The sequence below is a fragment of the Flavobacterium sp. UM26 genome, from assembly GCF_057922445.1.
In genome coordinates this window covers 111,820-133,395 of sequence record NZ_JBVHCY010000008.1, presented here as the reverse complement: position 1 = coordinate 133,395, position 21,576 = coordinate 111,820, and the positions used below count along the sequence as shown (strand labels likewise).

The following is a 21,576-nucleotide window of genomic DNA, read 5'->3' as shown; positions in this document are numbered from 1 at the left end:
TATAGTATCAAACCTACAAAAAATTATTCATTTACGTTTGCGTTTTGTGAAGAAGCAGCACGTTCATCATTTAAATCCTGAATTGCTTTCGCATCTTCATACCCAATTAATAAATTAGGACTTACTGGGTTTTCTAGCCTAAACAATACCGCCCTAAGTAATGAGGTCATTTCGCTATTATTTTCGGTGAATACTTCATTAGGTATCACATTTGGAGAAGTAGCGCCACCATCGGCAAATTTACGGGTGGTTTTTCCGGTTCTTTCGGCTTCTAACCAAGCGATTGTATTGGCGTAACGCGGGCTTTGCGTCATTGCTTCTGGTATTACGTACTCATTTTTATGAACTATACCCGTCATTGGTCCATATTCATCAAAGCCATAAGAAGGCGTGGAACCGGTAAACCCTCCGTAAAAGAATTTAGGTGTTTTGGCGGGTTTGGCTTTGGTTATTTTTGCAATTTGTGCTACTGTAGAAATACCAGCTGCTGCAATTGCCGCGGCCATAGCAAAACCACCATCAAATTTTGGATATTGTGCCAAAATAGAAGTAACTGCCATAGCTCCATTAATTCCAGCCTGAATGATTGCCATTTCCTTAGATTGCCCAAAAAGTTCAGTTACTGCATTTGCTAAGGTATTTAATCCTCCAAGAGTACCTTGTACTTGCTGCAATTGCGCAACTCTATCTAGTTCTTGTTTTTTAGCTTTGGCAGCTGCTTCAAATCGGTCATATTCCTCTTGGGTGATTACCTTTTTCTTAAGTAAATCAGCGAATTCCCTAACTTGCTTTTGATAGTCCTGTTCTCTTTTTATCGCATCTTCTTCTTCTTTGGTTTGCGCTTCTGCCAAAGCCAATTCGTTATCAGCAGCCAATTGTTCTGCAGCTAATACTTTTTGTTCATCAACGTATTGCTTTTTTAAGGCATCGGTTGTTTTTTGGAATTCAAGTTCTAGGTTTTGGCGTTGTGTTTCATACTCTAAATCAATAGTGTATTTTAAAATTGCCAATTCTTCAGCAGATTTGGCATCAGCTTCTGCTTTTTCAACTTTAGACAATCGGTCCTGAGCTAGTGCATCAAGTTGTTTGTCCTTAATTCTATCCAAACGGCTGGTTTCTTCAGCAATTATTTCAGGTGTTAAGCTTTTGGTAGTATCTAGCTTGCTTCTTTCATTGGCTATAAAGAAATTTAATTCGGCTTTGGCTAGATTGGCTTTTGCATTCGCTAGCGCTAGTAATCTATCCTGTTCTTCTTTGGCTGCTTTTTCTTCTTCTGCACGTTTTTTTTCGGCTGCTTTTTTACGTGCTTCTTCTTCTTTTTGTCTGGCAGCATCCCGCAAAGCTTTTTGTTTGTCTAAGGCTTCTTTTAGCAAACGTTGTTCTTTGGCTAATTCTTCTGGGCTTTTTGATGGGTTTGTTTTTTTGTTGTCCTGTTCAGTAGTAATTTTTACTTTGAATGATTCCAATTTTTTTTGAAATGCATCCACATCCAAACCAATGGCTTCTAATAAAGGCGCCATTGAGGATACAATACTTTGCAAAGAACTTAAAATTGTATTTCTAATTTTGCCAAAGAAGTTGGTTATGGTGTTGCCTAAACGATTGATGAAATCGCCAATCAAAGTAAAAGCGCCTTTGAAATCCCCTGTAATTATAGATTTTACAACAAAGAATCCTGTTTTTAGTCCATCAAAAAACACTTTTACAGCACCACCAATAAAATTTAATGCTGCAACAGCAACATTCTTTAAATAATTAAAAGCAACCACCAGACCAAATCCCACAATATCAATAAGTGGTTGAATGTCTTTTTTGAGATCAGATAAATAGTTTATTATATCTGCCAATGCACTAGTTGCTTGGGCTTTTATGACATCCCACATCCCACCAAAACCTTCAATTTCGAAAAGTTTAGCCATTGAATTGTTCAATTCTTCATTAGCTTTTCGCAAATCATCTGAAGCTTTTTCAGCGGCATTCATTTCCTGTTTAGTGATTCCTCCAACAGCCTGTAAAACTTTTATGGCCCCACCAGCATCTTCACCGGCACCTTTAAAAATATCAGCGGTAAGTTGTGCCTGTTGTTGTTGTGATAAGCCTGTTTTTTCGGCTTGTACCGCAATTTGCTTTAATGCTTCTTTTGTAGTTATAGTTCCAGAGGCTACTTTGGCTAGTAGTTGATCTGAAAATGCTGCACCAAATGCATTTTCTAACGCATCTCGTGTGGCTTTTGTTTGTTCTTTTAGTGATAAATCGGCTTCTTTTAAGGCATCTGGTAGTTTGTCTGCATAAATCCCTAAGCTTGAACCGCTATTAATAATATCAATGAATTCAGATGCGGAATAACCAGCTTTTGCAAAAAACTCATCATATTCGCCAATACTGTCCAGATATTCTTTGTTTTGCGCACCGCCTTCTGCTAGACCTTTTGCAATAATTTCGTTTGCTTCTAGCATTGAAATGCTATAGGATTTTGACAATGAATTTGCTTTTTCGGCTATTTCGTCAAACTCTTTTCCGTATGTTTCAGCCGTGGCCATAATAGCCGAACGCACTTTAGTAAGATCTTCTGCTGCTACACCAAATAACCTCAATGATTTGTTTGAAACTTCAAGTTCTTTATTGAAGTCGAATAAAGCCTTTGTTCCTACAACAATGCCAGTTAAAACAGCTATTGCAGCACCAAGAGGTGTAGCCACAAAAGCCAAAGAAGTTTTTACAAGATTTGCCATTTCGCCCCTAATCCCCATCAATCCTTCTTTGGCACCTTTGAAATCTCCAGAAAGTAATCCATCACGAAATTTGGCAAAGCTTCCTGCACCATCATCCATTGCTTCAGAAGTACCGCGAATTTCATTTTTGAATTCACTTTGCTTTTCGGTCAAAGTATTCAAATTCCCTTTTAAACGGGCTAAATCTTCGTTATAGGTTTCGGAATTTTTATTGAGATTTTTTATTTCATTGTTAGTTTTTGAAATCTCAGAAGTGATGCCACGAAAGGAATTTACAACCGCTTTATCGTTGATGTAAATGGATAATTCTCTAGGTATTTCTTTTCTTCCTGCCATTATTTTTTAAATTGAATTAATGCTGCAACCTGATCCAATCGTAATTCGGATATATCATCAGCTAGGTTTTCTAAAATATTTGATGATTCTATGGCTTTGGTTAATACATCGGTTGCTTTTAATCGCTGATTTACACCGTTCTTTTTTGAGCCCTCAAAACCATAATTCTGCATAAATATGTAGTAAGGAGCTTTCATAGTTATACGCTGTAACCTTCCAAACTTAAAGCGACTACCCGCATTACCAATTTTCAGGGCTTCCCCTGTTCGCTTAGTAGATGTATTTCCAATTTGCTGACGAACAGCTATTCGAAGCTTATTAACCGCAACAGATGCTATTTCTTTCTCTTTTTGGGCAATATCAATTTTACCTGCCATGACCTTATTTTTTAGCTAAATTATCAGTACTGAATGCCTTATAATAGGACATAAAAAAACCTTTCTAAAAGAAAGGTTTAAGGCGTTGGTAAATCCCATTTTGTAGGGTCAAAACAAAGAGGTTCGTGATTTTTGAGAAGATACAAAACATTCCATCCATACATATTGTCAAAAATAGGCCCTACTTTTTCATAACGATAATTATCAGGGTCAAATTTCCCAAATAGCCACGATGTTCTATCACCATTTAGTTTTTTGAGATAGGAAGCAATATCCAAAGCCACATTTTCAAGCTTATCCAAAACTTCTTCCTGCTTGTTATAATCATCAGCTTTTCCCGCAAAATCTAGCAGTAAAAAGGAAATACTTTTGCCGTTGAAAGTGGTTGTATTGTTTGTATTTTGTTCTAATCCAGAAGAATGTGATTCTAATAATAAAGCCGGTGTTTGAATTCCTTTTCGGAATTGTCCTGAGATTTCATTCCAATTGAAACGATAAAATCCGTTAAGCTCTTTGTGTGCTATCTGAATTTCGTGATGAAAATCAACTATTGGTTTATGGGTTGTAGTTCTCATTTTTTATCAGGTGTTAAATCTTCCTCAAATTGCTCTAAGAAAGTATAGATGTTTACTTTTTTTATTTGTTCAAGCTTTGACAAATCACCTTTGGCCATACTCAAAATTACCTTTGAAAAGCCGTATTTCTTTTTAGGCTTTGTTTGTCCTGGTACTGGCTTTGGAAATGCTTTTGGGAATCGCTTTACTAAATTGTTTTTGCACCCAAAATAAGCCAATTCTATAGCGAATAACTTTGGAAGCGATAGTTTTGAAAAAGGTTTTGCCAATTGGTGCAGCTCATTTTTATCGAAAACTGGTCGCTTAGGTGTAGTACTATACAATACGGCGGCCATATATTGCAAATATTCAATATTCTTGGTTTCGTGCCATTTTATGTGCAAATCATCTACAACAGCAAATTCATCAGCGGTAAGATTGGCGATTCTGTTTTGTGGTTCAAAATACTTTGTTTTTTTGATTTGTATTTTAGGAAAAATGGTTCGGTTGTTTTCCTTAAAAATATATTCGTAGTTTTTTTGCAACTCTGATAACGGACAATTACGCAAAACCAAACGAAGCTTTGCCTTTTTTCTAAACTGCCACCATTTTACAGCATTTAGAATAAAAAAAAGCTGGATATAGAATTTCATATTTGTCTCGGATGTATTGAAAAGAAAAGCAATTTTCTCAAACTGCTTTTCTTTCATTTGATCCCAAGATTCAGGTATCTGTAATTTAATTTTCATCAGCTAGATGGTTTTTAGTTTCGCGAACCAATTCTTTTTCTTTGAGCATTATTTCAGCACAAGTTTTTCCAAACTTGGTATACACACTGTCATTTACAACAGATAGCATTTCTATTTCTAAAAATTGACGCGCTTTTTTTTCTTTTAAGCTTAGTATTTCCTGTTCTAAATTCATAGTATCGGGTTTAAGTTTTTGTATACTCTCCAAGCTAAAAACATCAAAGCCAAAGGCAGTAAAAACAAAAGGTAGTTCCAAGAACTAAAAGCTTCTTTGGTGGTGGTTTTGTTTTTTTGATCTAGTTTTTTTTCTGATTTTTCTTTTGCTTGTAAATTGGTAAGGCTTTGTTTTTTTTCTGTTGCTTCTTTGGAATGGAATTTATCGGAATTACTGGAATTACTGGAATTTGTTTTGGTGTTTTGCTGCTTTTTTGTGTAGTGCAATTTTGCATTTTGCAAAACATATTTTTGACCATTTGAAGCAATATAAATCGATGGTTTTCTGCTATCAATAGGCTCCACGGTAAATTCTTCAGCTTCTTGCTTATTTTGTTGTTCGGTAGTCGTATTTGAAACCTTTTTTTTATTTTCAGTTTCCTTTGCATTCAAAATGGAATTATTGGAATTACTGGAATTAATGATGGTTTCGGTTTTAGAATCTTCTTGTTTTTTCAATACTTCTGATTTTCGAGCACCGCACGAATTAAGTAAAAAAGCAATTGCCAAAACCAAAATCCAAAAAAATAGGTGTTTTATTGTATCGTTTTTCATAATTACTAAAATTGAAATTGAAAATCATTCAAGCGGTTTTTCCAACCTTTTATAAAACGTCTTTGGCTTGGGTTGCTTTTTACGATATCATCTAAAAATTTAACCCTTGCTTGAAATATTTTATCAAACAAAGCTTCGGCATCCTTTTCTATTTCTTCATTGATTTTGGCTAATGTTTTTTCGCCAACAACGCCATCGGCAGTAAGTCCTAAAATTCTTTGAGGGATTACAATTCCCCATTTTCCAGAACCCCAATACCAATCCACCAAAATATTAGCAATAGATTGATTTTTTATTTCGTCTGCTTGCCATTTATTCCAATATTTACGAAGTACAAACTTGAAGTCATCTTTGGATAGTAATTTCATATCGGTATCGTTTATAATTCCGTCGCCATTTTTGTCGTAGCCTAACAGCTTCCAAGCATTTACAGTAACGCCCATATTGGTAGCTCCACCTCTATCCAGCGGATCATTTACATAACCACCTTCCCATTTTGCAACAATTGGAGCTAGTTTTTCAATTTTACTGCCTTGAAATTTTGATTTACTGAAATTTGATTTTTCAAATATTGCCATAACTACTTTTTTCTAATTAAAATTCTATTAAAAAGACTGATTGCCATCGCTCCATAAAGCAATGTGTGAAATATATTGTGCTTGTAAAATATCAAACTCAAAGCCCCTACTGCCACCGCGCCAAAACATATCTTTAAAACAAATTCGTACTTGTATGTTTTTACATCTTCAATCTCAATAATTAAATTGATTACTGACAAAACCGCTATCGAAAACAGCATCAAATTATTTATTGTTTCCATTCTTCTAATTTTTTAAGTAAAATCTTTTGCATTCCCGTTATTCCTAAATAACCAATCAATACAGCAATACCGATTCGGCTTTGCTCATTTGTAACATTCAATAATTCGGCAGTCAATGGTGTAAGGTAAATTGCCCCTCCAATACCAGTAAAAACAGTACCAATCTTTGCTACCCAATTACCTTTTTTCCCATTTAAACCAGCCACCGTGCCTATCAAACCACCTATTAGTAATTTGACTTCTATTCCAAGTGTCATCAAGTATTCTTGTGCGCTCATCTTTTTATATTTTGGGGTTAAGGTTTAATTTTTTGATTCGATAAATAAAGCACCACTATTCCTCCGAATAGGTACTTTACCATTGCTAGGATTTCATCTTTTGTGCTGTCACGTAAAAGCTGTTTTTGCGTTACCAACATTGCATCCGAAATCCACATTGTGAGCATAATCAGCACTAGTGATATGCTTAAGTTTAATAACAGCGTTTTTTCATCTTTGGCGAGCCTTACCAAACGTTCTGCATACCATACGGCAAGTATGATAAGCAGAACGGATAATATGGACTCTAGAAATATCACTATTCAGGTTGATCGTTAGATTCTTTTTCAATTTTCGAAGGCTTTTTTACATTAGGCTTCTTTGCTTCTTCTTCAGCTTTTTGTTGAATTTCTATTTTTTTTTGCTCAATTTTCCCTTCAAAAAACAGCATTAAGTTTTTGCCGTATTTCGTTGGGATATTTCCGATTACATCAATTAATCCTTGCACTTCTTGTTGGTCTAATTCTAATTTCATATTTATGGTTTTTGATTATTTTTAATTTTCAATCTTTTTTATTTTGATTTATGTACTTCATAAATACACAAGTATTTGAATATTAGTATTTGTCATTTGGTCGTCTAAGTCAAAAGTTCTCACAGAAACCCAGTCATTTGTTCCTCTAGAAGCTCCGGGTATTGATTTTTGAGAAGCTGCATCTGTGAAACTTCTTGTTATATGAACAAAAGTTTTTCCTGAAACAAATGCGCCCGTAAGTTGTCCTAAATAAGTACCAGTAGTTGACCTAGACCAATTAACAGTACCTCCTAAAGTATTCTCCAAAACAGTAGCAACTGGCGCATTTGTACCTGATTGGGTTAATAAAGCAGTATAAATTTTGTAAGGCCTTGCAACAGCATCCAACTGCCCTTTATTTACGGCTTCAGTTGCCAATGTTGCGTTTGGCACTTTTACGCTACCTGAAAATTCAGGATTTAATAACGGCGCAAAAGCCGTAGAATTAAAAGCGTTAGAGCCAAATTGACCAAGAGTAGCTACGTGATTTGATTGTGTGGCTGGACTAGCAACGACTGTATTATTGAAAGTAACATTACCAACTTGGTCTATTAGCATTCTAGCAGCTCCACCTGTTCTTATTTCAAATGGTCTAGCAGAACCTCCATAGCCACTGTACCAATCAGTAGCAAGTACTGCTTTATCTGCTTCCATTCCTAACCAAACATACTGATTCTTTGTGTCAATAGAACCAAAAACTCCATCAGTTGTTGCTTTCCAAGCTAAAGTTAAAGGATTTCCTATTGATACATTACCACCAATAGGATTTAAGGCTAATGGTCTAGCAGATGTACCTAGTTGAATACTTTGGATACTCGATACATTAGTCGTTGAATCATAGCCAATAAAAACTTGTTTGTTATTATCTGCCTGATTGGTAATTCTAAAGCCTTGTGCATCGTTTGTAATAATTCTTACAGGGTTATTAATATCTACAACGTTTCCACTATCAAATATACTACTAGCTACAACTCCACCAGTTCCAAATTTAGTCAGGTAGTTTATAGGTCCTGATATTGTATTTTGTTTTCCTGCCAAAGCATCAAATACCGCATTACCACTCACCGCGTTACTAGAACCGTCAATAATAGATTGGTCAACAGATACAGGCGTTAAAAGCTCCTGCCAGTTAGCCAATGAAGTGGCTGGTGCAACTCTTAAAATAAAAGATTTATTCACATCTGTTCTAACGGCAACATCACCTACTTCTACATTTAAAGCCAACATTGCCGCTTGTGAACCAACTACAAACGTGTCAGTAATAGCAATCGAGGGCAACTGCAAAGGGTTAATTTTTCCGCTTCCATCTAAACCAGCATAGCCATTGGCTTGATTTTTATTAGCAACATTTTCAGGTGTAAATCCTAATGCATTTTGCTTGCTATTGAAAGTGTTCCAGTCTGTATTAGATAACGCACCTGTGGTTGCTGATCCAGCCAAAAGCAACGATAATGCTTGACCTGCCAAGCTTAAGCCATTTGCAGTACCAAGAGTAACCGCATTATGCCTAGCAGCAGTATTCGCAGCAACATTTGCGTTTGCATTTACTCTTGCTTCTGTATAATATAGATTTGTTGCTTCAGCTACAGCGGTAGTGTTCAATACTTGAAAGGTTTTGTCACCTCTCCAGTATGTATCTACAGTTGATGCGGCAATACTAGCTTCTTTTCCATTCAACAACCCTATCAAATCAGTTTGATCTTGTAGATTTCCTGCGATATTTCCCCAAACAGCATTTGTAGTACCACCACCACCGCTTATTACAATATTTCCCGAACCTAAAATATTAATACCATTAATGGTTTTTATAGTTTGTCCTGAAATAAGCAAATCCTGTTTTCTAGTGTCTGGCTCTACCTGTAAGTAGCTTAATTGTTTTTCGTCTGCCATGATTTCTATTATTTAACGTCATCAAAAAATACAGTGCCTCCTATAATAGCACCATTCCAATTAGCGGCTGAAAAGTATAGGGTCTTTTCCTCAAAAAAATCAAAGAAGCGCTTTTTCACTTGACTTTCAGTGAAAATCACAATAGCTGCATCTGTGCCTGCTACTCCTATGTCAACTGGTCCCACTATTTCTGAACCACCAGGCGTTGAGCCTATCTGAAATCCAGTAACTACCTTGTTTGTTCTATTACCTAAAACAACACGATTTATCAAACTTGCAGGAGGTAACTGCCTGTCTGTATTGCTTGTAAAGCTGTCTTTTATTTTACCGTCATTTAGTGCCATATCTTATCCTTTTTTTACTAATTCTACCGTCCAAAGTATTGTCGCACCATTTCGTCCGACTACATTTATTACCAACTTATTAGAAGCCACAACTCCTTTAATACCAAAACCGCTCCCTGTATTAAAACCTAAATTATTTAACTGTGCATCTGAATCGAAAGAACCCACAAAAGTTGCTACATTATTACGGACTCTGATATTTGGATAAAACCTACCAGTATAAGTATTTCATGTAGCATCTTCATATCCAATAATATGAATTATTGGTTGATACCTTCCGTTTTGGTAATTATACTCAAACAACTTTGTTGAATTTGCATTCGTTGTAGTGACCTGACCTTTCAATGGAAAAATCTCGGTCAACACATCGATATGCTCTTTTACATATCGAACGGTGTAAATAAAATATCCTGTGAATTCAGTTGCATTGGCTGAGTAAGTCAATTGCGTACCATCTACCAATGAAATACTTACGTTATTACTTTCGTAATAATTTTTGTAATCATCAGTCATCCACCAACCGAAATCAGGATAGTAAAATTCATTGATAGCCAACAAAACTCCATTGATAGTAATAGGTGCGGCACTTATATTTTTTAGAGTCAAAATTCTTTTCATCACACTTTCTTTTTAAGTTTTACCACAACCAACATATCCGCAAGAGTAGCCCCAGCCAAAGAGAAATTCCCAGTATTTACAGTCAAAAAAGTTCCTGTATCATCAGTTAAATCAAAATTCAAATCGAAAGTAAACACCTTATTAAATACATTTGAAGGCGCCGCAAAACATTCCGCTTCTTGAATTATTTGACCCGTTGTTGGTGTTGGTGGCGTGGAACTCGCTTCTTGATGTACTCTTAATTGCACAGGAATAAGCAATCCCGTAGTATTCACAAATCTTGCGAAACTAATTGTCAATTTATCCAAAATGTAATTCTGGTCTAAATAGAATCCCATATCAGTAAACGCATTATTTCCAACTGAATCCAGCATCATATTAGCAGATACATCTAAAGCTTTACGGTAAACAAATAAATACTCCAATTCATTGTAATCTGCTTTCAATAAATACTTAGTATCCATTTCTGCTTTAGTATAATAAGGAGAAATTCCAACTGGCTCAGATGCATAAATAATCAATATCTCATCATCAGCAAGCAACGGGCTTGTTACGGTTACTTTTGTAGTAGTATTTGTGAAATCAATATCGCCTTTTCCATTTCTAAAAACTACGACAACTTCTCCAATTGGGTCTGTAGTTGTGAATTCTTGAAGTCCAGAAGTGTAAATGAATTTTTGAGTTTTTAGAGTTCCTGATGCAGTAGCCACAGCACCACCAATAAACATATGATGAGCATAAGGTGCATACGTAATATCAAATGAAAATTCAATAGTTTGGTTAGGTTGTAAGATATAATCCTGACCGTTAGGAAAAACGAAATCCACTCCAAAATCGCTCACAGAGTTACCAATGGTTACTGGCGTGCTTTGAGCATTGAACAATCGAATTGTTTTACCCGCATAAGGAACGGAACTATAAGAAACTGTATTTAAACGAGTAATTGTGCCATTAAAAACAATAGTAGCTTTTTCATCAACCATATCCCATTGATTGATTACACCTGAGCCTGTTAAATACACACTATTTCGTTCTGATTTTTGGACATATTGGCTACCTTCTATTGGATTATTAGGATAACTAATGTCAGAGCCAAAAACATTAAAAGAAGTTAACTTAATTGTTTCGTCTGGAACTTGCGGTTCTTGTGCTGAATCTATACTTTCAATACCTTGTATTTTTACAAATGAACCAGATTTTAATCCAACAATGATATCAATTCTACGATAGCCATCTGTGGCGGCTACAATTGTTGTGGAAAAAGCTTGATTTTCAACTTCTATTTGGTCTATTCTATACTCAAATTGATTTTCAGCGATAGTAACAGCATTACCTACTTTATTGATAACACCGATTTTTAAAAAACCATCTGGTTTTGCGATGGCATCAATATCATTTTTTAAGTCTTGTGCGGTTAATGGATAACCACCACGATCAAGTTTGTCACCAAAATTTTCGTTTGGATCGTGTGGAAATGGATTGTTGGATGCTGTGATACTCATAAGACAAAATTGACGTTTTGATTAACTTTAAAATAGGACATTGTTACAATGATAAAATACCTGTGGTATCGTATGGCGTGTATCCACTACCGGATGAAGTAGATGTCTTAAGAGGTGAATCACACTGTGTAAATGATGTCAAATTATCTTGTATCAATTCTCTGGCTACTGCTAAATATTGAGTTCCGTTGTTGGATTGCTCTTGTACCAATTTGGAAACTTGGTCTGCAGTTTTACCATAGCTAACACTTTCTTTTCTTCCATCGATAAGGGTTTCAAAATTTACTCTTAATCCGTTTTCATCGAGCAAAAACAAGCCTACATTTGCCACTTTTGCGACTGTAAATGCTACAATTGCTTTTTGTAATTCTTCTTTTACTTGTAAATCTATATTTGAAACATCTGTTTTTAAATGCTCAATTAATTCAGGGCACAACATTGTTCTGATATATTGATCTTCAACCTGACGAATTGATGGCTGTAAGGCTAAAAATGTTTGTCTTGAATTGAAAATATGATAGTATTCGTTGAATGTAGTGGTGTTGTGTACCAGTAATTTTTTGTTTACGGTGCCAAATTCAGTGGTCCATTCTGTAAATACTGTAGGATTGCTTTCTAAAATTTCCAGTAAATAATCCATTGCTTCATGACCTGAACGTAATAGTTCGCGGCGCATGTCTTTTTCGGTTCCCCAATTGACTCTTTGGCGTTGGTCATTCTTAACTTCTGTAGCTCCAGAACTATCAAGCATTACCGACATAAAGGGAAAGTAAATGAACATTCCAAAGTTTGCTATGGCATTGCGTAAATGTTCACGAGCTTCATTTTTTATTAAATGATTTGTGTCTGAATTAGCTGCTTGATCTGCCAAAAAAATATGAAGGTTTCCCAAATATTTTTTTGTAAATCCATTAACTGCTTTGGTGATGTATGGCTCAAAATCCTCAAAAGCAAATGATTGAGCAACTGATACGTATTTTTTAAGATCGGCGGTAGTTTCTAAAATCATGAGGTTGCATTTTGATTACCTGTTGGGTTTTTGTCTAATGTGGTTAACACGGTGTTTTCGAATCCTGATTGAATCGTTTCATCATAATTGTTGTAATCCTGAATGAATTCGAATATTTCTAAAGTCGTTTCGCGATTGGTTTTGAATAAAGCATTAAGGATATTGAACGCTGCATTTTTGTCAGAACCTGAACCCGCTCCAAGTTTTCCCCCTGGTATTCCTGCTCCAATTAAGGAAGGGTCAACACCTAAAGCAAACAATACTTCAGAGTTTGCCGCTTCGGCTTCTGGAAGATAAATTCCTTCTTTTAGTTTGTCATCAATTGCAGTGATTGTAATTGCTGAAACCTGATCGCCTTTTGCATTGGTGTATTTCATTGCCTGTATAGACTTACCGGCTTTATCATTACCTACAAGTCCACTATTGATTGAATCCACTAAATCCTGTCGAATCTTTTTTCGTTCTTCGACTTTCATTTTAGCCCATTCTTCAGCGTATACATTTTTATAATATTCTTCGTCAATCTCAATCAAAAACTTAATAGTCATTTGATTGGCAAATAATGCTTTCTTTAATGCCGGAACGGAATTGGCTACATCTAACCAACCCGATTTTAAAACAGCATGCCATTCTGATTCAGGGTAATAGGCTTCATCAATTAAAGGATAAAATACAGGTCTTATAAATTTTTTGATTCCGTTGGTTTTGCAATACTCACGAACTTCATCAGCAGACCAATAACTGTCAATCAATGGAATTTTTTCTACAAATTCTGAAGCAAGATCAACAGAACCACCTTTTCCAAACTTTTCAGAAATGTAAACGTGTTCTACTAATCCGTTTTCTTCATTCATCATTTCGAAACGACACCAAGCGGCTTTTTGTCGCTTTACTCTATTGATAGTTTGAAAGTTTTCTGAAAGAATATATTCTGGAAACGCGATTGAAAACCATTCTAAATCAGCAATTATTTCTTTCCAGAAACGGTTCATTTGTGATTTTTTGAAAAAGGTATTAATATCCGAAAGTTCAGTTACTGGAACTACTTTGACTACTTTTTTACCTTGTTCAGAAACTTCATTTCTAAATAATATCAATCCATTTCCATAGTGTGCTTTTCTCAAAAATCGTAGTGAAGAAGATGCGGAACCGCTTTTTTTAGCTTGTGCCAAAACTTGCTGAGGATAATCGTTATTTTTTCCCCAAGATGCTATTTCACCCTGTTTATCTTTAACATCTACTTTTACAGATGTAACGCTGCTATCCATTTTGTCAATGGAATTCTTAAAAGAAACCATTGCTGGAGATCCTTTGAATTCTGTTATAGCAATATGATTACCTAAAAATGTGCTTTCCGACATTAGTAAATGATTTCTTGGTTATTAATACTGATTATAAAATCAATTCTGATAGTAACAACAGTGTTATCCTTCAATTGGATATTTCTGGTTCTGTTTTCAAAATGATTTGCGTTTTTGCTTTTCTTGATTGGATCTAAAATATTTTCCATTGTATCGCGGTGAACTGCATTAGGATTTTTTTCTAAAAGAAGTTTGGCACCACAATAAGATTTTAATTTCCCACCCTTTTTTGATGTTGCATTAAAGGTTCTATAAGTCAAATCAAAAGGAATAAGAGTTCCTTTTTCATCTTTTTTATTTAGAATTTCTAAACCTTGTTTTAATGATATTTTTTCCTTTTGCATACTTCAAAATTGAAGCTTTGAAGGTTTTTAAAATAGGACAGTATTTTTAATTGCATTTAATGTATTATTTAAAGCCATTATTACATTTTTAAAAAACACAAACAATTGAAAATCAATTTTTTAAAATAATAAAAACACTATTTTTTTATAAAATGAAACAAAAAAGCACGCCTGTCCCTATAAATTTTTACACTTTCCAAAACCTAAAAAATCAGGATATATGAAAATGTATAATTATGAGGTTTGAATGCGGCTTTCGGATAGAAGTTGGTTGTACCCTTTGAATGTATCGTTGAACATTGTCATTATAGGCACATCAAAGGCATCTGTGAGGTGTGGCGCGTGCTCTTGCGGGAATAGTATGTTTCGTTCATCCTTCTTGACTTTTTCAATACCACCCTTTAGAGCTTCGCGAGCTTGAGTTCTTTCCAGCGCAATAATAAGATCAGGATTGTTATGTTCATTGATTCTTATCTTAGGTAATCGGGTGTTGTGCTCTTTAAGCATTGCATTGATAAGAAGGTACTTATCCGTATGTGTTGGAGCAGCACCTTTGGTCATAAGATAAACTGTCCAACCGTGAGCTGTAAGTATATTGATAATCTGTTCAAAGTAAGTATACGGACTGTTAGGCAATCTATTGTTACCATCGTGCCCGCCATATAAATAAATAAACTTTTCCGGATGCGGCCTATAGTATGGGATAACCTGTTCAATAAACATATCATCCAGAAGCTTAGGGCTTTTAACATAAAATGATTTCAATACTTTATACTCATGGTCTTGTAGTTGAGATACCACACAACCATTGAACACACCAAAATCAACCGACATTATTAGCGGTTCATTACTTCTAACATCGTTATCCTGGCTACAATTGAAATGCTCAGATCTAGCCAATACACCAATAGTTTCCAGATAACTGTTATTATAATCAGTGTAGTAATGTTTATTAGCAATCAGATTACCATAGAATCCATCAACAATTTCCTTTGGTCTAATGTTTAATATCTCAGCATTATATAATATTTCAGAAACGGCTTGATCTCTCATTTTCTTGAACCATTCAGGATTCAAATAAGGATTGGATAGTGCTGAAGCTTTTATAAACGCGTAATCTTTAGGATTCTTTTTGGCCACTTCTTCCATATCAGTGAACCATTTCCCTTTTTTATTGATAGGAGTAGATGAAACATAGAATTCAGAACCTAAAAGACTACATTTCTTAAAAACTTCCTTTTTTGCTCTATTGGTAGTTTTTACATTGGTGAATAGTTTTTCAGGATCTAACAATGCAGCTTCATCACCAAGTTCAGCATAAGAATTCAATCCACGGCCTGAATTAGCGTTATCTAATGAAACTAATTGAAATATAGCACCATTAGGAAAATGAATGATATTATTCCATTGGTTAGGTGGTTGGTATGGCATTTCATAGCCTAACTTTCTCCCTGATCTACCAACAACAAAATCAATATCCTGATGTAAATTGAACATTGAAAGTCCTTCAATAGCAGAAGGTAATGTTCTTGATAAAATTTGAGAATATGTAGAACCTGTAAGTGCAAATGATGCTTTTGGCATTTGCCTTACCAATTCGCGCATGTGATAACCGAAAATAGTAGTTTTACCACCACCACGCCCCATTTCAATGTACTTGTGCTTTTGTGGTGCCAAAACACAACACAATTGAGGAATCGTGAGTTCAACGAATTTCTTTTTACTAATCATCTTCTTCCTCTGATTTTAATTCCTCAAAATCGATATCCGTAACGTTTAGATTATTCAAGTCAACAGAACCACCAGTAAGCATTTGAAGTAATGTTTCCTGAACCTGTTTGTTTACATTGATGTGAATTTCCATGTTTTCAAACTTCTCTGGATTGAATTCTGGATTATCTTCATTCGCCAAACCACCATATTCTGCTAATAATTTCAAGGCTTTACCTTCATTATTCAAATCGCCTTTTTGTTTGCATCTTTTTAAATAATCACGGGTATATTCAAGCCAAACGGCTCTGGAACCTTCGGCATCAGCTTTAAGAACACTACCAAAAAGTTTTTCTGAATTCCTGATATCCAAATACGCTTGCGCTTGCGAAAGTCCTTTCTCTTTAATCCACTTATTTACAATCTGCTGTGATGAAAAATGATTAAGCCTTAAAGCAAATACTTCATTTAATCGGTTTAAAATTTCTGTATTTGTTTCACTCAACGGAAAATGCTCAGGATTGATATAATGAGCTAAAATTTTATCAAACGTGGTATCGCCTCGTTTAATCAACATTTCCCTTTTTTTACTTCCCATCAATCAAATTGCTTAAAAGGATTAATTGTTCGTTTTTTTGAAGAAGGTTTTGCTCTTGCTTCGAAATTTCTCGTTCTATTTTTGACCTAACAGAAACCAATTCACAAGTTTTCAATTTTTCAATATTAGCTTTTAACCTAGTATTGAGTTTTGAAATAGAAGCATACAACAATTGTTGTGTTCTCAATTTTGCTTCGGGTGTTAATGCATCAAATTCAGATTTTGGACTATCTGCAATAATTCTTTTTTCCAAAAACAAATCAATCTTTTTCCAACACAATTGATTTTTTTTGAAATTATTGTCGATTTTTATTTGAAGCTCAAGCGCGGCCTTTTCTGCATGTGCTGGTAATTCATTCAGATTTGCCTTAAGCAAACAATTTTCTTTGAATAAAGTATTGGCTTCTAGCAATACAGGTCGCAATACTTCAGGTAATTGATGAAATAAAATAGCGTTTTTTTGTTCTGCAGAAGAAACCTTTTTTGTTGGAATGATTACTGTTTTATCTACAGCTTTTTTTACTTCAGCAACAAACTCCTTTTCATTGTACTTATCAATAAACTTTTTGAGTTCATATTTTAACTTTTCGCAATTGAATGAATTTTGTTTCTTTTGAAAATTGAGCAAAAGCGTAGGATTATGTTTTGGTAATTCTTTATAAATAAGAATACCAGAAGCATAATCACAGCCGTTTTCAAACCATTTTTTTATTATTTCCATATCACAAATATGGAAAGTGTAAAATCATTACAATAGGACATAAAAAAACCATCTAATCTGATGGCTTTTCTTTACTTTCTATTTCTTCGGTTCTAAGGTTAAAATGACTTTTCAAACACCAACCTACTTCCAAACTTTTTTTTACCTGGATCGTCTTTTCTTTTTTCTTTCGTACTTCATCATAAAATTCAACCACATAGGTAAATCGATTAAATCCCAATTGAATCAAAATATCATTCAATTCATAATCCGAAATACATCCAACAGGAAAGGTCCTGAAAAGCAAATCAAGTATTTGTTCAGTATTCATTTTCACATTGGCATTATCAGGATTACTAGATTCAAAGTTTTCTCTAATAAAATCGGTAATTGTATCAATATAGTTTAGCATAACTTACTATTAAAATGAATCAAAAAAAGCGTTCTACTATCAGAACGCTTTTATTTACTAACCAAAAAACACTTAAAAACTAAGTTTGTGCAGTTAATTGAATCGCTCCTTTGTAAATTGGTGCGGGTCCAAAATTCTTATCTGTAAATGTGATTACAGCAGAATTTTTACCTTCCAAAGTAGCTTCAATATTGTGTTCAACTTTAACTGTCGCTTGAAGTCTTGAAGAACCTAATTGGCGAACATTTCCAGTACCAAATTCTTCTAATAACACTACTAATTTTTGATTTTTAACCCAACGGCAAAAACCAAGAATTTCAGCATCAGAACCAGCTACTTCAACTACCAATTCATTTTGATACAATGATCTTCCAATTTCACCAATAGGTGTTGCTTTAATTGTACCAGTTTCAACAACAGTTTCAATTTGAAAAAACTTTTTACCTGACTTAAACACGTGAGGTGTTTCTATTTCTGCCAACTCAGCAAATGTTGCTGCAATATTAGCTGGAACTGGATCACAGATTTTTTTGGGATCATGAATCGTTTCAAAGTCAGCATGCAAAGCATAATAAACTTTATTTACTAATCCTGATACTGGTTCACAGCTTTCGCCCCCGATATCTTCTAATGCTACTGCCATACTATACTTTTTTAAGAATGAATGAATTAACAGAAATTAGATGCTCTAAAACATCAGGGTGATCACTCAAAGCTTCTTCTTTGGTGTATTTTTTGCCTTTGAATGCAAATTCATTCACAACAATTTCATATTCATCACCATTTTCAGCGATAAATCTTCCTGAAGGAATCAATTTTGCTTCGTGAGTTTCAGCAGCAGCAGTTTCAGCATTTGCAGTTTCAGCAGCAGCTTTTTCAGCAGCAGCAGTTTCAGCATTTGCATTTTCAGCATTTGCAGTTTCAGCACTTGCAGTTTCAACAGTTGCATTTTCAGCAGCAGTTTCAGCAGCAGCATTTTGATTTACTTTTTCTTTAGCATTTACATCAGCCGCTGCTTCAGCGGCTGGTGTAGTGTTTTTATTTCTTGCCATTTACTTTGAATTAAGCTGGTTTGTAAGCGTAAACCAATTGGTTGTAATCAAAACCAATACCTTCGTACCAATCAAGCATCAAGAAAACTTCACGTTTTGATTCTTCTACTTTAGGATCTTTCATTCCGTTTACTTTACGCAAGTGAACAAAATTATCAACTGGAGTAGCCCAGATGTAACCAGAACCAGCCATTGATGGTAAAGCAACCAATTCAATATTTGGAGAAAAATCAACGGTGTTTTGACCCGCTACATAATTCACATCGTTTCCGTGTGTATTACGTTTATCTCTGAAATAGTTTTTCAAAAATTTAGGCTCCATATACACACGCATTTTCACACTCTCTAAAACAGGATTATGTGCAAAAATATCATCGGTAAATTCTTCAATGCATTCAAACATTGTTGTTGGAGTTGGCAAATTTGATAAAGCAATTGCATTGATTGTTGTAGCTGTTAAGCCGTTATCAATCAATTTTTTCAAACCATCAATTGTGCCAGCAGTTGTACCAGCTGTTCCTTGTGTTGGCGCAACATAAGAACCACCCCAATAGGCTTTGGTTTCCATATCATGAGGAATTTGCGGTACCACATGTTTTTCCAAAAGATAACGAACAATAGGCCATTCGGCTCTTGCTGTTTTATCTAATGAAGCAAGAAATCCCAACCATTTCCCTTTTACATCGTCTGGATAAAGAGAAAGGTCAATTTTTGCATTACGCAAAGGAATTTCGTTTGGTGTGAATACCAAATCCCCTTTTGGTGTAAATGCTTTTTGAAACCCTTGAACAATTTCCCCTAATGCGGCATTAGAAGAACGATACACATCATTTTCTGTAATGATATGCATCGCATAAGAAGGCGTAACAGAAGGCTGACGGATTTGATCCTTCAAGCTTTCCATATTTTGCCCTTCATTTATATAGCGAGCTCCAAAAGCCGTTACTATATCAGTTGCTACTATTGACATATTTTAGTTTTTAATTGATTAATTATTCATTGCTGCCGAAATATCAAAACCATCAACCACATTATCGGCTTTAGCGGTATTGTTTACATCCACTTTAGGATTGGTATGGCTTGCACCATCTTTACCACCCATTTCAGCAACTTTTGCAGTTAAAGCCGTTGCTTTTTCGGTCAAAGTTCCTTCAACAGCTAAACCAGCAGCTGTTAACATTCCATTAATAGATGCTTCAACTTCAGTAACCGTTGCTTGCGCTGCTGTTAACTGATCTTTTACCTCGGTGTTTGCCAAAGCAGCATCTAATTCTGTTTGAAGTTGCGTATTGGAATTACCCAATTCAACCAAACGATTTTCCAAAGTATCCAGCTGTTCTTCGTTCAAATAGCTACCATTTTCAGCCGTTGAAGCCAATGGAGCATCTAAACCCAAAACCGCTTGTACATTTACAAGTTGTTTAGACATATCTATATTTAAATTTTGATTACTTGATTGTTGTAAAGCTGCCAATTCGAAAGCTTTATCGATAGTATCCTGAAGTGTTCCATTAGCATCACATAAACCCATTTCAATAGATTCTTCACCATTCCAAGTACCACCTTGAAAAACAGCTTCATTTAATTGTGGCCTAGCGGCTTTCATATCATCAATTAATTTTTGTCCATCAGGATTCAATTCTTTTTTGATATAGTTTTTGTAACCTTGATCAGCTCCAGAAATAACATCTCTATGAGACTTGTTTTTTTCATCTGATAGGTCTGAATAAATGGTATGTACTTTCAATCCAATACTTTCATAGTATCCATTCCAATCAAATATTTCAGTATAAATACCAATAGAACCAATTGCATCGGCTCGTTTATTTGCTATAATATAGGAAGATGGTGCCGCGAAGTAATATGCAGCAGAACAAAGCAAACCATTAGTATAAATTAAAAATGGTTTTGTTTTTTTGAATTCATTAATGTAATCGTAAAACTCGGGTGTTCCGTATTTTTGACCACCACCAGAATCAGTTTTCATAACTACAGCAGCAATTGTAGGATCATTTTTAAAACGGTCCAATAACTGCATATATTCCTGAGTTCCTAAAATACCATACCACCAATCATAATATTTTACAACTGGCCCAATAAAATCAATGATAACAACTTTTCCCACATTGTCAATTTTATTGACATCAGAGGAAGGCTGATCCATAAATGAAAGAAAAGAAGTTTCAAGTTCAGAAATACTTTTATCATCAGGTTCAAATCCTGATAATACAGATTTAACAAAACTAGGAACCAATGCATCCAAATAAGATTCGGATATCATTAAGTTCCCTTGAAAAAAATTTGATATTTGTTTACCCAAAATGAAAAATTTGTATTGTTATTTCTACAATACAAATTTTCATTTATTCAAAATCTTAAAATAGGACAGTGATTTTAAGGGGTGTAATACACTGGTCTTTTTCTGGTTTCGCCTTTAATAACTACTTCTGTATAGGCTTCTCCATCTGGTTTTGTGCCATCATTAATTTCGTAATTCATATAAAGTGGCTCAACATTGGTACCGTATAATTTTTGAAAATCATTATTCAGTTTTCCTTTTCCAACAACTGGCTTATTGGCATACTGTTCTAATAATTGTTCCAGGGCTTCACTTCTTGTAATTAATCTAAAAGAAATATTGATTTGATGAATTTCACCTTCTGCAGATTGTTTTGGGTTGACAGTTACTTTTATCGAATCAGGTTCCATCACCGCATCAACATCATTTTCAAATGGAAAAAACACAACATTCTTCGAATTTTCATCAGTCACAACAAATGGCCAGTTGGTTGTTTCTTCCAAAAGAAAGAGTTCAAATTCTGCAAATCCGGGTAGTTTTTCGGTGTCTGTAAATGTCATAATTTCTTTA

Annotated in this window: 26 protein-coding genes; all 26 read right to left on the bottom strand. The window is 34.8% G+C overall.

The features are described 5' to 3' along the window. Window positions 1–23 precede the first annotated feature (23 nt). The 26 genes from ACZ1AQ_RS10890 to ACZ1AQ_RS10765 all read right to left on the bottom strand — a co-directional run bounded on the left by ACZ1AQ_RS10890 (window position 24) and on the right by ACZ1AQ_RS10765 (window position 21,566). Window positions 24–3,068, bottom strand: a complete 3,045-nt coding sequence (locus tag ACZ1AQ_RS10890; RefSeq protein ID WP_489632934.1) for a phage tail tape measure protein — start codon at window positions 3,066–3,068, stop codon at window positions 24–26. Continuing rightward, window positions 3,068–3,445 carry a hypothetical protein gene (locus ACZ1AQ_RS10885; RefSeq protein WP_489632933.1) on the bottom strand — a complete coding sequence of 126 codons (378 nt, stop codon included), beginning with the start codon at window positions 3,443–3,445 and terminating at the stop codon, window positions 3,068–3,070. Before ACZ1AQ_RS10885 ends, ACZ1AQ_RS10890 begins: the two co-directional genes overlap by 1 nt. Window positions 3,446–3,522: 77 nt before the next feature. Next, window positions 3,523–4,020 carry a hypothetical protein gene (locus tag ACZ1AQ_RS10880; RefSeq protein ID WP_489632932.1) on the bottom strand — a complete coding sequence of 166 codons (498 nt, stop codon included), beginning with the start codon at window positions 4,018–4,020 and terminating at the stop codon, window positions 3,523–3,525. Continuing rightward, window positions 4,017–4,748 carry a hypothetical protein gene (locus ACZ1AQ_RS10875; RefSeq protein ID WP_489632931.1) on the bottom strand — a complete coding sequence of 244 codons (732 nt, stop codon included), beginning with the start codon at window positions 4,746–4,748 and terminating at the stop codon, window positions 4,017–4,019. The genes ACZ1AQ_RS10880 and ACZ1AQ_RS10875 overlap by 4 nt, the downstream gene beginning before the upstream one ends. Continuing rightward, complete coding sequence (locus tag ACZ1AQ_RS10870) at window positions 4,738–4,923, bottom strand: hypothetical protein (protein ID WP_489632930.1); 186 nt, start codon at window positions 4,921–4,923, stop codon at window positions 4,738–4,740. Before ACZ1AQ_RS10870 ends, ACZ1AQ_RS10875 begins: the two co-directional genes overlap by 11 nt. Continuing rightward, entirely contained in the window at window positions 4,920–5,516 is a 597-nt protein-coding gene (locus ACZ1AQ_RS10865; RefSeq protein ID WP_489632929.1) for a hypothetical protein, read from the bottom strand. Before ACZ1AQ_RS10865 ends, ACZ1AQ_RS10870 begins: the two co-directional genes overlap by 4 nt. A gap of 5 nt (window positions 5,517–5,521) precedes the next feature. Further along, window positions 5,522–6,094 (bottom strand): glycoside hydrolase family 108 protein, encoded by a 573-nt coding sequence (locus ACZ1AQ_RS10860; RefSeq protein ID WP_489632928.1) that lies wholly within the window; start codon window positions 6,092–6,094, stop codon window positions 5,522–5,524. A 2-nt stretch (window positions 6,095–6,096) separates the two neighbouring features. After that, window positions 6,097–6,336: a hypothetical protein gene (locus tag ACZ1AQ_RS10855; protein ID WP_489632927.1), complete on the bottom strand. Its 240-nt coding sequence runs from the start codon at window positions 6,334–6,336 to the stop codon at window positions 6,097–6,099. Next, window positions 6,324–6,614 carry a hypothetical protein gene (locus tag ACZ1AQ_RS10850; protein WP_489632926.1) on the bottom strand — a complete coding sequence of 97 codons (291 nt, stop codon included), beginning with the start codon at window positions 6,612–6,614 and terminating at the stop codon, window positions 6,324–6,326. Before ACZ1AQ_RS10850 ends, ACZ1AQ_RS10855 begins: the two co-directional genes overlap by 13 nt. A gap of 298 nt (window positions 6,615–6,912) precedes the next feature. Further along, on the bottom strand, window positions 6,913–7,128 hold the full coding sequence (locus ACZ1AQ_RS10845; RefSeq protein ID WP_489632925.1) for a hypothetical protein: 216 nt from the start codon (window positions 7,126–7,128) through the stop codon (window positions 6,913–6,915). A 57-nt stretch (window positions 7,129–7,185) separates the two neighbouring features. Further along, entirely contained in the window at window positions 7,186–9,057 is a 1,872-nt protein-coding gene (locus tag ACZ1AQ_RS10840; protein WP_489632924.1) for a hypothetical protein, read from the bottom strand. An 8-nt stretch (window positions 9,058–9,065) separates the two neighbouring features. Then, window positions 9,066–9,401, bottom strand: a complete 336-nt coding sequence (locus ACZ1AQ_RS10835) for a hypothetical protein (RefSeq protein WP_489632923.1) — start codon at window positions 9,399–9,401, stop codon at window positions 9,066–9,068. Window positions 9,402–9,629: 228 nt separating this feature from the next. Continuing rightward, window positions 9,630–10,019 (bottom strand): hypothetical protein, encoded by a 390-nt coding sequence (locus tag ACZ1AQ_RS10830; RefSeq protein WP_489632922.1) that lies wholly within the window; start codon window positions 10,017–10,019, stop codon window positions 9,630–9,632. Further along, a complete protein-coding gene (locus tag ACZ1AQ_RS10825) occupies window positions 10,019–11,521 on the bottom strand; it encodes a hypothetical protein (RefSeq protein WP_489632921.1) in 1,503 nt (500 codons plus the stop codon). Before ACZ1AQ_RS10825 ends, ACZ1AQ_RS10830 begins: the two co-directional genes overlap by 1 nt. A gap of 43 nt (window positions 11,522–11,564) precedes the next feature. After that, window positions 11,565–12,530, bottom strand: coding sequence for a DUF6712 family protein (locus tag ACZ1AQ_RS10820; RefSeq protein WP_489632920.1), 966 nt, complete (start codon window positions 12,528–12,530; stop codon window positions 11,565–11,567). After that, window positions 12,527–13,891 (bottom strand): hypothetical protein, encoded by a 1,365-nt coding sequence (locus ACZ1AQ_RS10815; protein ID WP_489632919.1) that lies wholly within the window; start codon window positions 13,889–13,891, stop codon window positions 12,527–12,529. The genes ACZ1AQ_RS10820 and ACZ1AQ_RS10815 overlap by 4 nt, the downstream gene beginning before the upstream one ends. Next, window positions 13,891–14,235 carry a hypothetical protein gene (locus tag ACZ1AQ_RS10810; RefSeq protein ID WP_489632918.1) on the bottom strand — a complete coding sequence of 115 codons (345 nt, stop codon included), beginning with the start codon at window positions 14,233–14,235 and terminating at the stop codon, window positions 13,891–13,893. The genes ACZ1AQ_RS10815 and ACZ1AQ_RS10810 overlap by 1 nt, the downstream gene beginning before the upstream one ends. A gap of 234 nt (window positions 14,236–14,469) precedes the next feature. Continuing rightward, complete coding sequence (locus tag ACZ1AQ_RS10805; RefSeq protein WP_489632917.1) at window positions 14,470–15,966, bottom strand: hypothetical protein; 1,497 nt, start codon at window positions 15,964–15,966, stop codon at window positions 14,470–14,472. Then, window positions 15,959–16,522, bottom strand: coding sequence for a hypothetical protein (locus ACZ1AQ_RS10800; RefSeq protein ID WP_489632916.1), 564 nt, complete (start codon window positions 16,520–16,522; stop codon window positions 15,959–15,961). Before ACZ1AQ_RS10800 ends, ACZ1AQ_RS10805 begins: the two co-directional genes overlap by 8 nt. A 10-nt stretch (window positions 16,523–16,532) precedes the next feature. After that, on the bottom strand, window positions 16,533–17,264 hold the full coding sequence (locus tag ACZ1AQ_RS10795; protein ID WP_489632915.1) for a hypothetical protein: 732 nt from the start codon (window positions 17,262–17,264) through the stop codon (window positions 16,533–16,535). A 52-nt stretch (window positions 17,265–17,316) separates the two neighbouring features. Further along, entirely contained in the window at window positions 17,317–17,655 is a 339-nt protein-coding gene (locus ACZ1AQ_RS10790; protein WP_489632914.1) for a hypothetical protein, read from the bottom strand. A 79-nt stretch (window positions 17,656–17,734) separates the two neighbouring features. Beyond that, window positions 17,735–18,298: a hypothetical protein gene (locus tag ACZ1AQ_RS10785; RefSeq protein WP_489632913.1), complete on the bottom strand. Its 564-nt coding sequence runs from the start codon at window positions 18,296–18,298 to the stop codon at window positions 17,735–17,737. 1 nt (window position 18,299) lies between these two features. Beyond that, complete coding sequence (locus tag ACZ1AQ_RS10780) at window positions 18,300–18,707, bottom strand: hypothetical protein (protein WP_489632912.1); 408 nt, start codon at window positions 18,705–18,707, stop codon at window positions 18,300–18,302. A gap of 10 nt (window positions 18,708–18,717) precedes the next feature. After that, window positions 18,718–19,677, bottom strand: coding sequence for a hypothetical protein (locus ACZ1AQ_RS10775; RefSeq protein ID WP_489632911.1), 960 nt, complete (start codon window positions 19,675–19,677; stop codon window positions 18,718–18,720). Window positions 19,678–19,695: 18 nt separating this feature from the next. Further along, the gene (locus ACZ1AQ_RS10770; RefSeq protein WP_489632910.1) at window positions 19,696–20,988 is read right to left on the bottom strand and encodes a S49 family peptidase; all 1,293 of its coding nucleotides are present in this window, start codon (window positions 20,986–20,988) and stop codon (window positions 19,696–19,698) included. Between the two features lie 113 nt (window positions 20,989–21,101). Beyond that, window positions 21,102–21,566 carry a hypothetical protein gene (locus ACZ1AQ_RS10765; RefSeq protein ID WP_489632909.1) on the bottom strand — a complete coding sequence of 155 codons (465 nt, stop codon included), beginning with the start codon at window positions 21,564–21,566 and terminating at the stop codon, window positions 21,102–21,104. Window positions 21,567–21,576: the final 10 nt, after the last annotated feature.

Excerpts from the sequence above, each read along its gene's own strand:
- ACZ1AQ_RS10890 (WP_489632934.1), bottom strand. The coding sequence starts at position 3,068 with ATGGCAGGAAGAAAAGAAATACCTAGAGAATTATCCATTTACATCAAC.
- ACZ1AQ_RS10885 (WP_489632933.1), bottom strand. The coding sequence starts at position 3,445 with ATGGCAGGTAAAATTGATATTGCCCAAAAAGAGAAAGAAATAGCATCT.
- ACZ1AQ_RS10880 (WP_489632932.1), bottom strand. The coding sequence starts at position 4,020 with ATGAGAACTACAACCCATAAACCAATAGTTGATTTTCATCACGAAATT.
- ACZ1AQ_RS10875 (WP_489632931.1), bottom strand. The coding sequence starts at position 4,748 with ATGAAAATTAAATTACAGATACCTGAATCTTGGGATCAAATGAAAGAA.
- ACZ1AQ_RS10870 (WP_489632930.1), bottom strand. The coding sequence starts at position 4,923 with ATGAATTTAGAACAGGAAATACTAAGCTTAAAAGAAAAAAAAGCGCGT.
- ACZ1AQ_RS10865 (WP_489632929.1), bottom strand. The coding sequence starts at position 5,516 with ATGAAAAACGATACAATAAAACACCTATTTTTTTGGATTTTGGTTTTG.
- ACZ1AQ_RS10860 (WP_489632928.1), bottom strand. The coding sequence starts at position 6,094 with ATGGCAATATTTGAAAAATCAAATTTCAGTAAATCAAAATTTCAAGGC.
- ACZ1AQ_RS10855 (WP_489632927.1), bottom strand. The coding sequence starts at position 6,336 with ATGGAAACAATAAATAATTTGATGCTGTTTTCGATAGCGGTTTTGTCA.
- ACZ1AQ_RS10850 (WP_489632926.1), bottom strand. The coding sequence starts at position 6,614 with ATGAGCGCACAAGAATACTTGATGACACTTGGAATAGAAGTCAAATTA.
- ACZ1AQ_RS10845 (WP_489632925.1), bottom strand. The coding sequence starts at position 7,128 with ATGAAATTAGAATTAGACCAACAAGAAGTGCAAGGATTAATTGATGTA.
- ACZ1AQ_RS10840 (WP_489632924.1), bottom strand. The coding sequence starts at position 9,057 with ATGGCAGACGAAAAACAATTAAGCTACTTACAGGTAGAGCCAGACACT.
- ACZ1AQ_RS10835 (WP_489632923.1), bottom strand. The coding sequence starts at position 9,401 with ATGGCACTAAATGACGGTAAAATAAAAGACAGCTTTACAAGCAATACA.
- ACZ1AQ_RS10830 (WP_489632922.1), bottom strand. The coding sequence starts at position 10,019 with ATGAAAAGAATTTTGACTCTAAAAAATATAAGTGCCGCACCTATTACT.
- ACZ1AQ_RS10825 (WP_489632921.1), bottom strand. The coding sequence starts at position 11,521 with ATGAGTATCACAGCATCCAACAATCCATTTCCACACGATCCAAACGAA.
- ACZ1AQ_RS10820 (WP_489632920.1), bottom strand. The coding sequence starts at position 12,530 with ATGATTTTAGAAACTACCGCCGATCTTAAAAAATACGTATCAGTTGCT.
- ACZ1AQ_RS10815 (WP_489632919.1), bottom strand. The coding sequence starts at position 13,891 with ATGTCGGAAAGCACATTTTTAGGTAATCATATTGCTATAACAGAATTC.
- ACZ1AQ_RS10810 (WP_489632918.1), bottom strand. The coding sequence starts at position 14,235 with ATGCAAAAGGAAAAAATATCATTAAAACAAGGTTTAGAAATTCTAAAT.
- ACZ1AQ_RS10805 (WP_489632917.1), bottom strand. The coding sequence starts at position 15,966 with ATGATTAGTAAAAAGAAATTCGTTGAACTCACGATTCCTCAATTGTGT.
- ACZ1AQ_RS10800 (WP_489632916.1), bottom strand. The coding sequence starts at position 16,522 with ATGTTGATTAAACGAGGCGATACCACGTTTGATAAAATTTTAGCTCAT.
- ACZ1AQ_RS10795 (WP_489632915.1), bottom strand. The coding sequence starts at position 17,264 with ATGGAAATAATAAAAAAATGGTTTGAAAACGGCTGTGATTATGCTTCT.
- ACZ1AQ_RS10790 (WP_489632914.1), bottom strand. The coding sequence starts at position 17,655 with ATGCTAAACTATATTGATACAATTACCGATTTTATTAGAGAAAACTTT.
- ACZ1AQ_RS10785 (WP_489632913.1), bottom strand. The coding sequence starts at position 18,298 with ATGGCAGTAGCATTAGAAGATATCGGGGGCGAAAGCTGTGAACCAGTA.
- ACZ1AQ_RS10780 (WP_489632912.1), bottom strand. The coding sequence starts at position 18,707 with ATGGCAAGAAATAAAAACACTACACCAGCCGCTGAAGCAGCGGCTGAT.
- ACZ1AQ_RS10775 (WP_489632911.1), bottom strand. The coding sequence starts at position 19,677 with ATGTCAATAGTAGCAACTGATATAGTAACGGCTTTTGGAGCTCGCTAT.
- ACZ1AQ_RS10770 (WP_489632910.1), bottom strand. The coding sequence starts at position 20,988 with ATGATATCCGAATCTTATTTGGATGCATTGGTTCCTAGTTTTGTTAAA.
- ACZ1AQ_RS10765 (WP_489632909.1), bottom strand. The coding sequence starts at position 21,566 with ATGACATTTACAGACACCGAAAAACTACCCGGATTTGCAGAATTTGAA.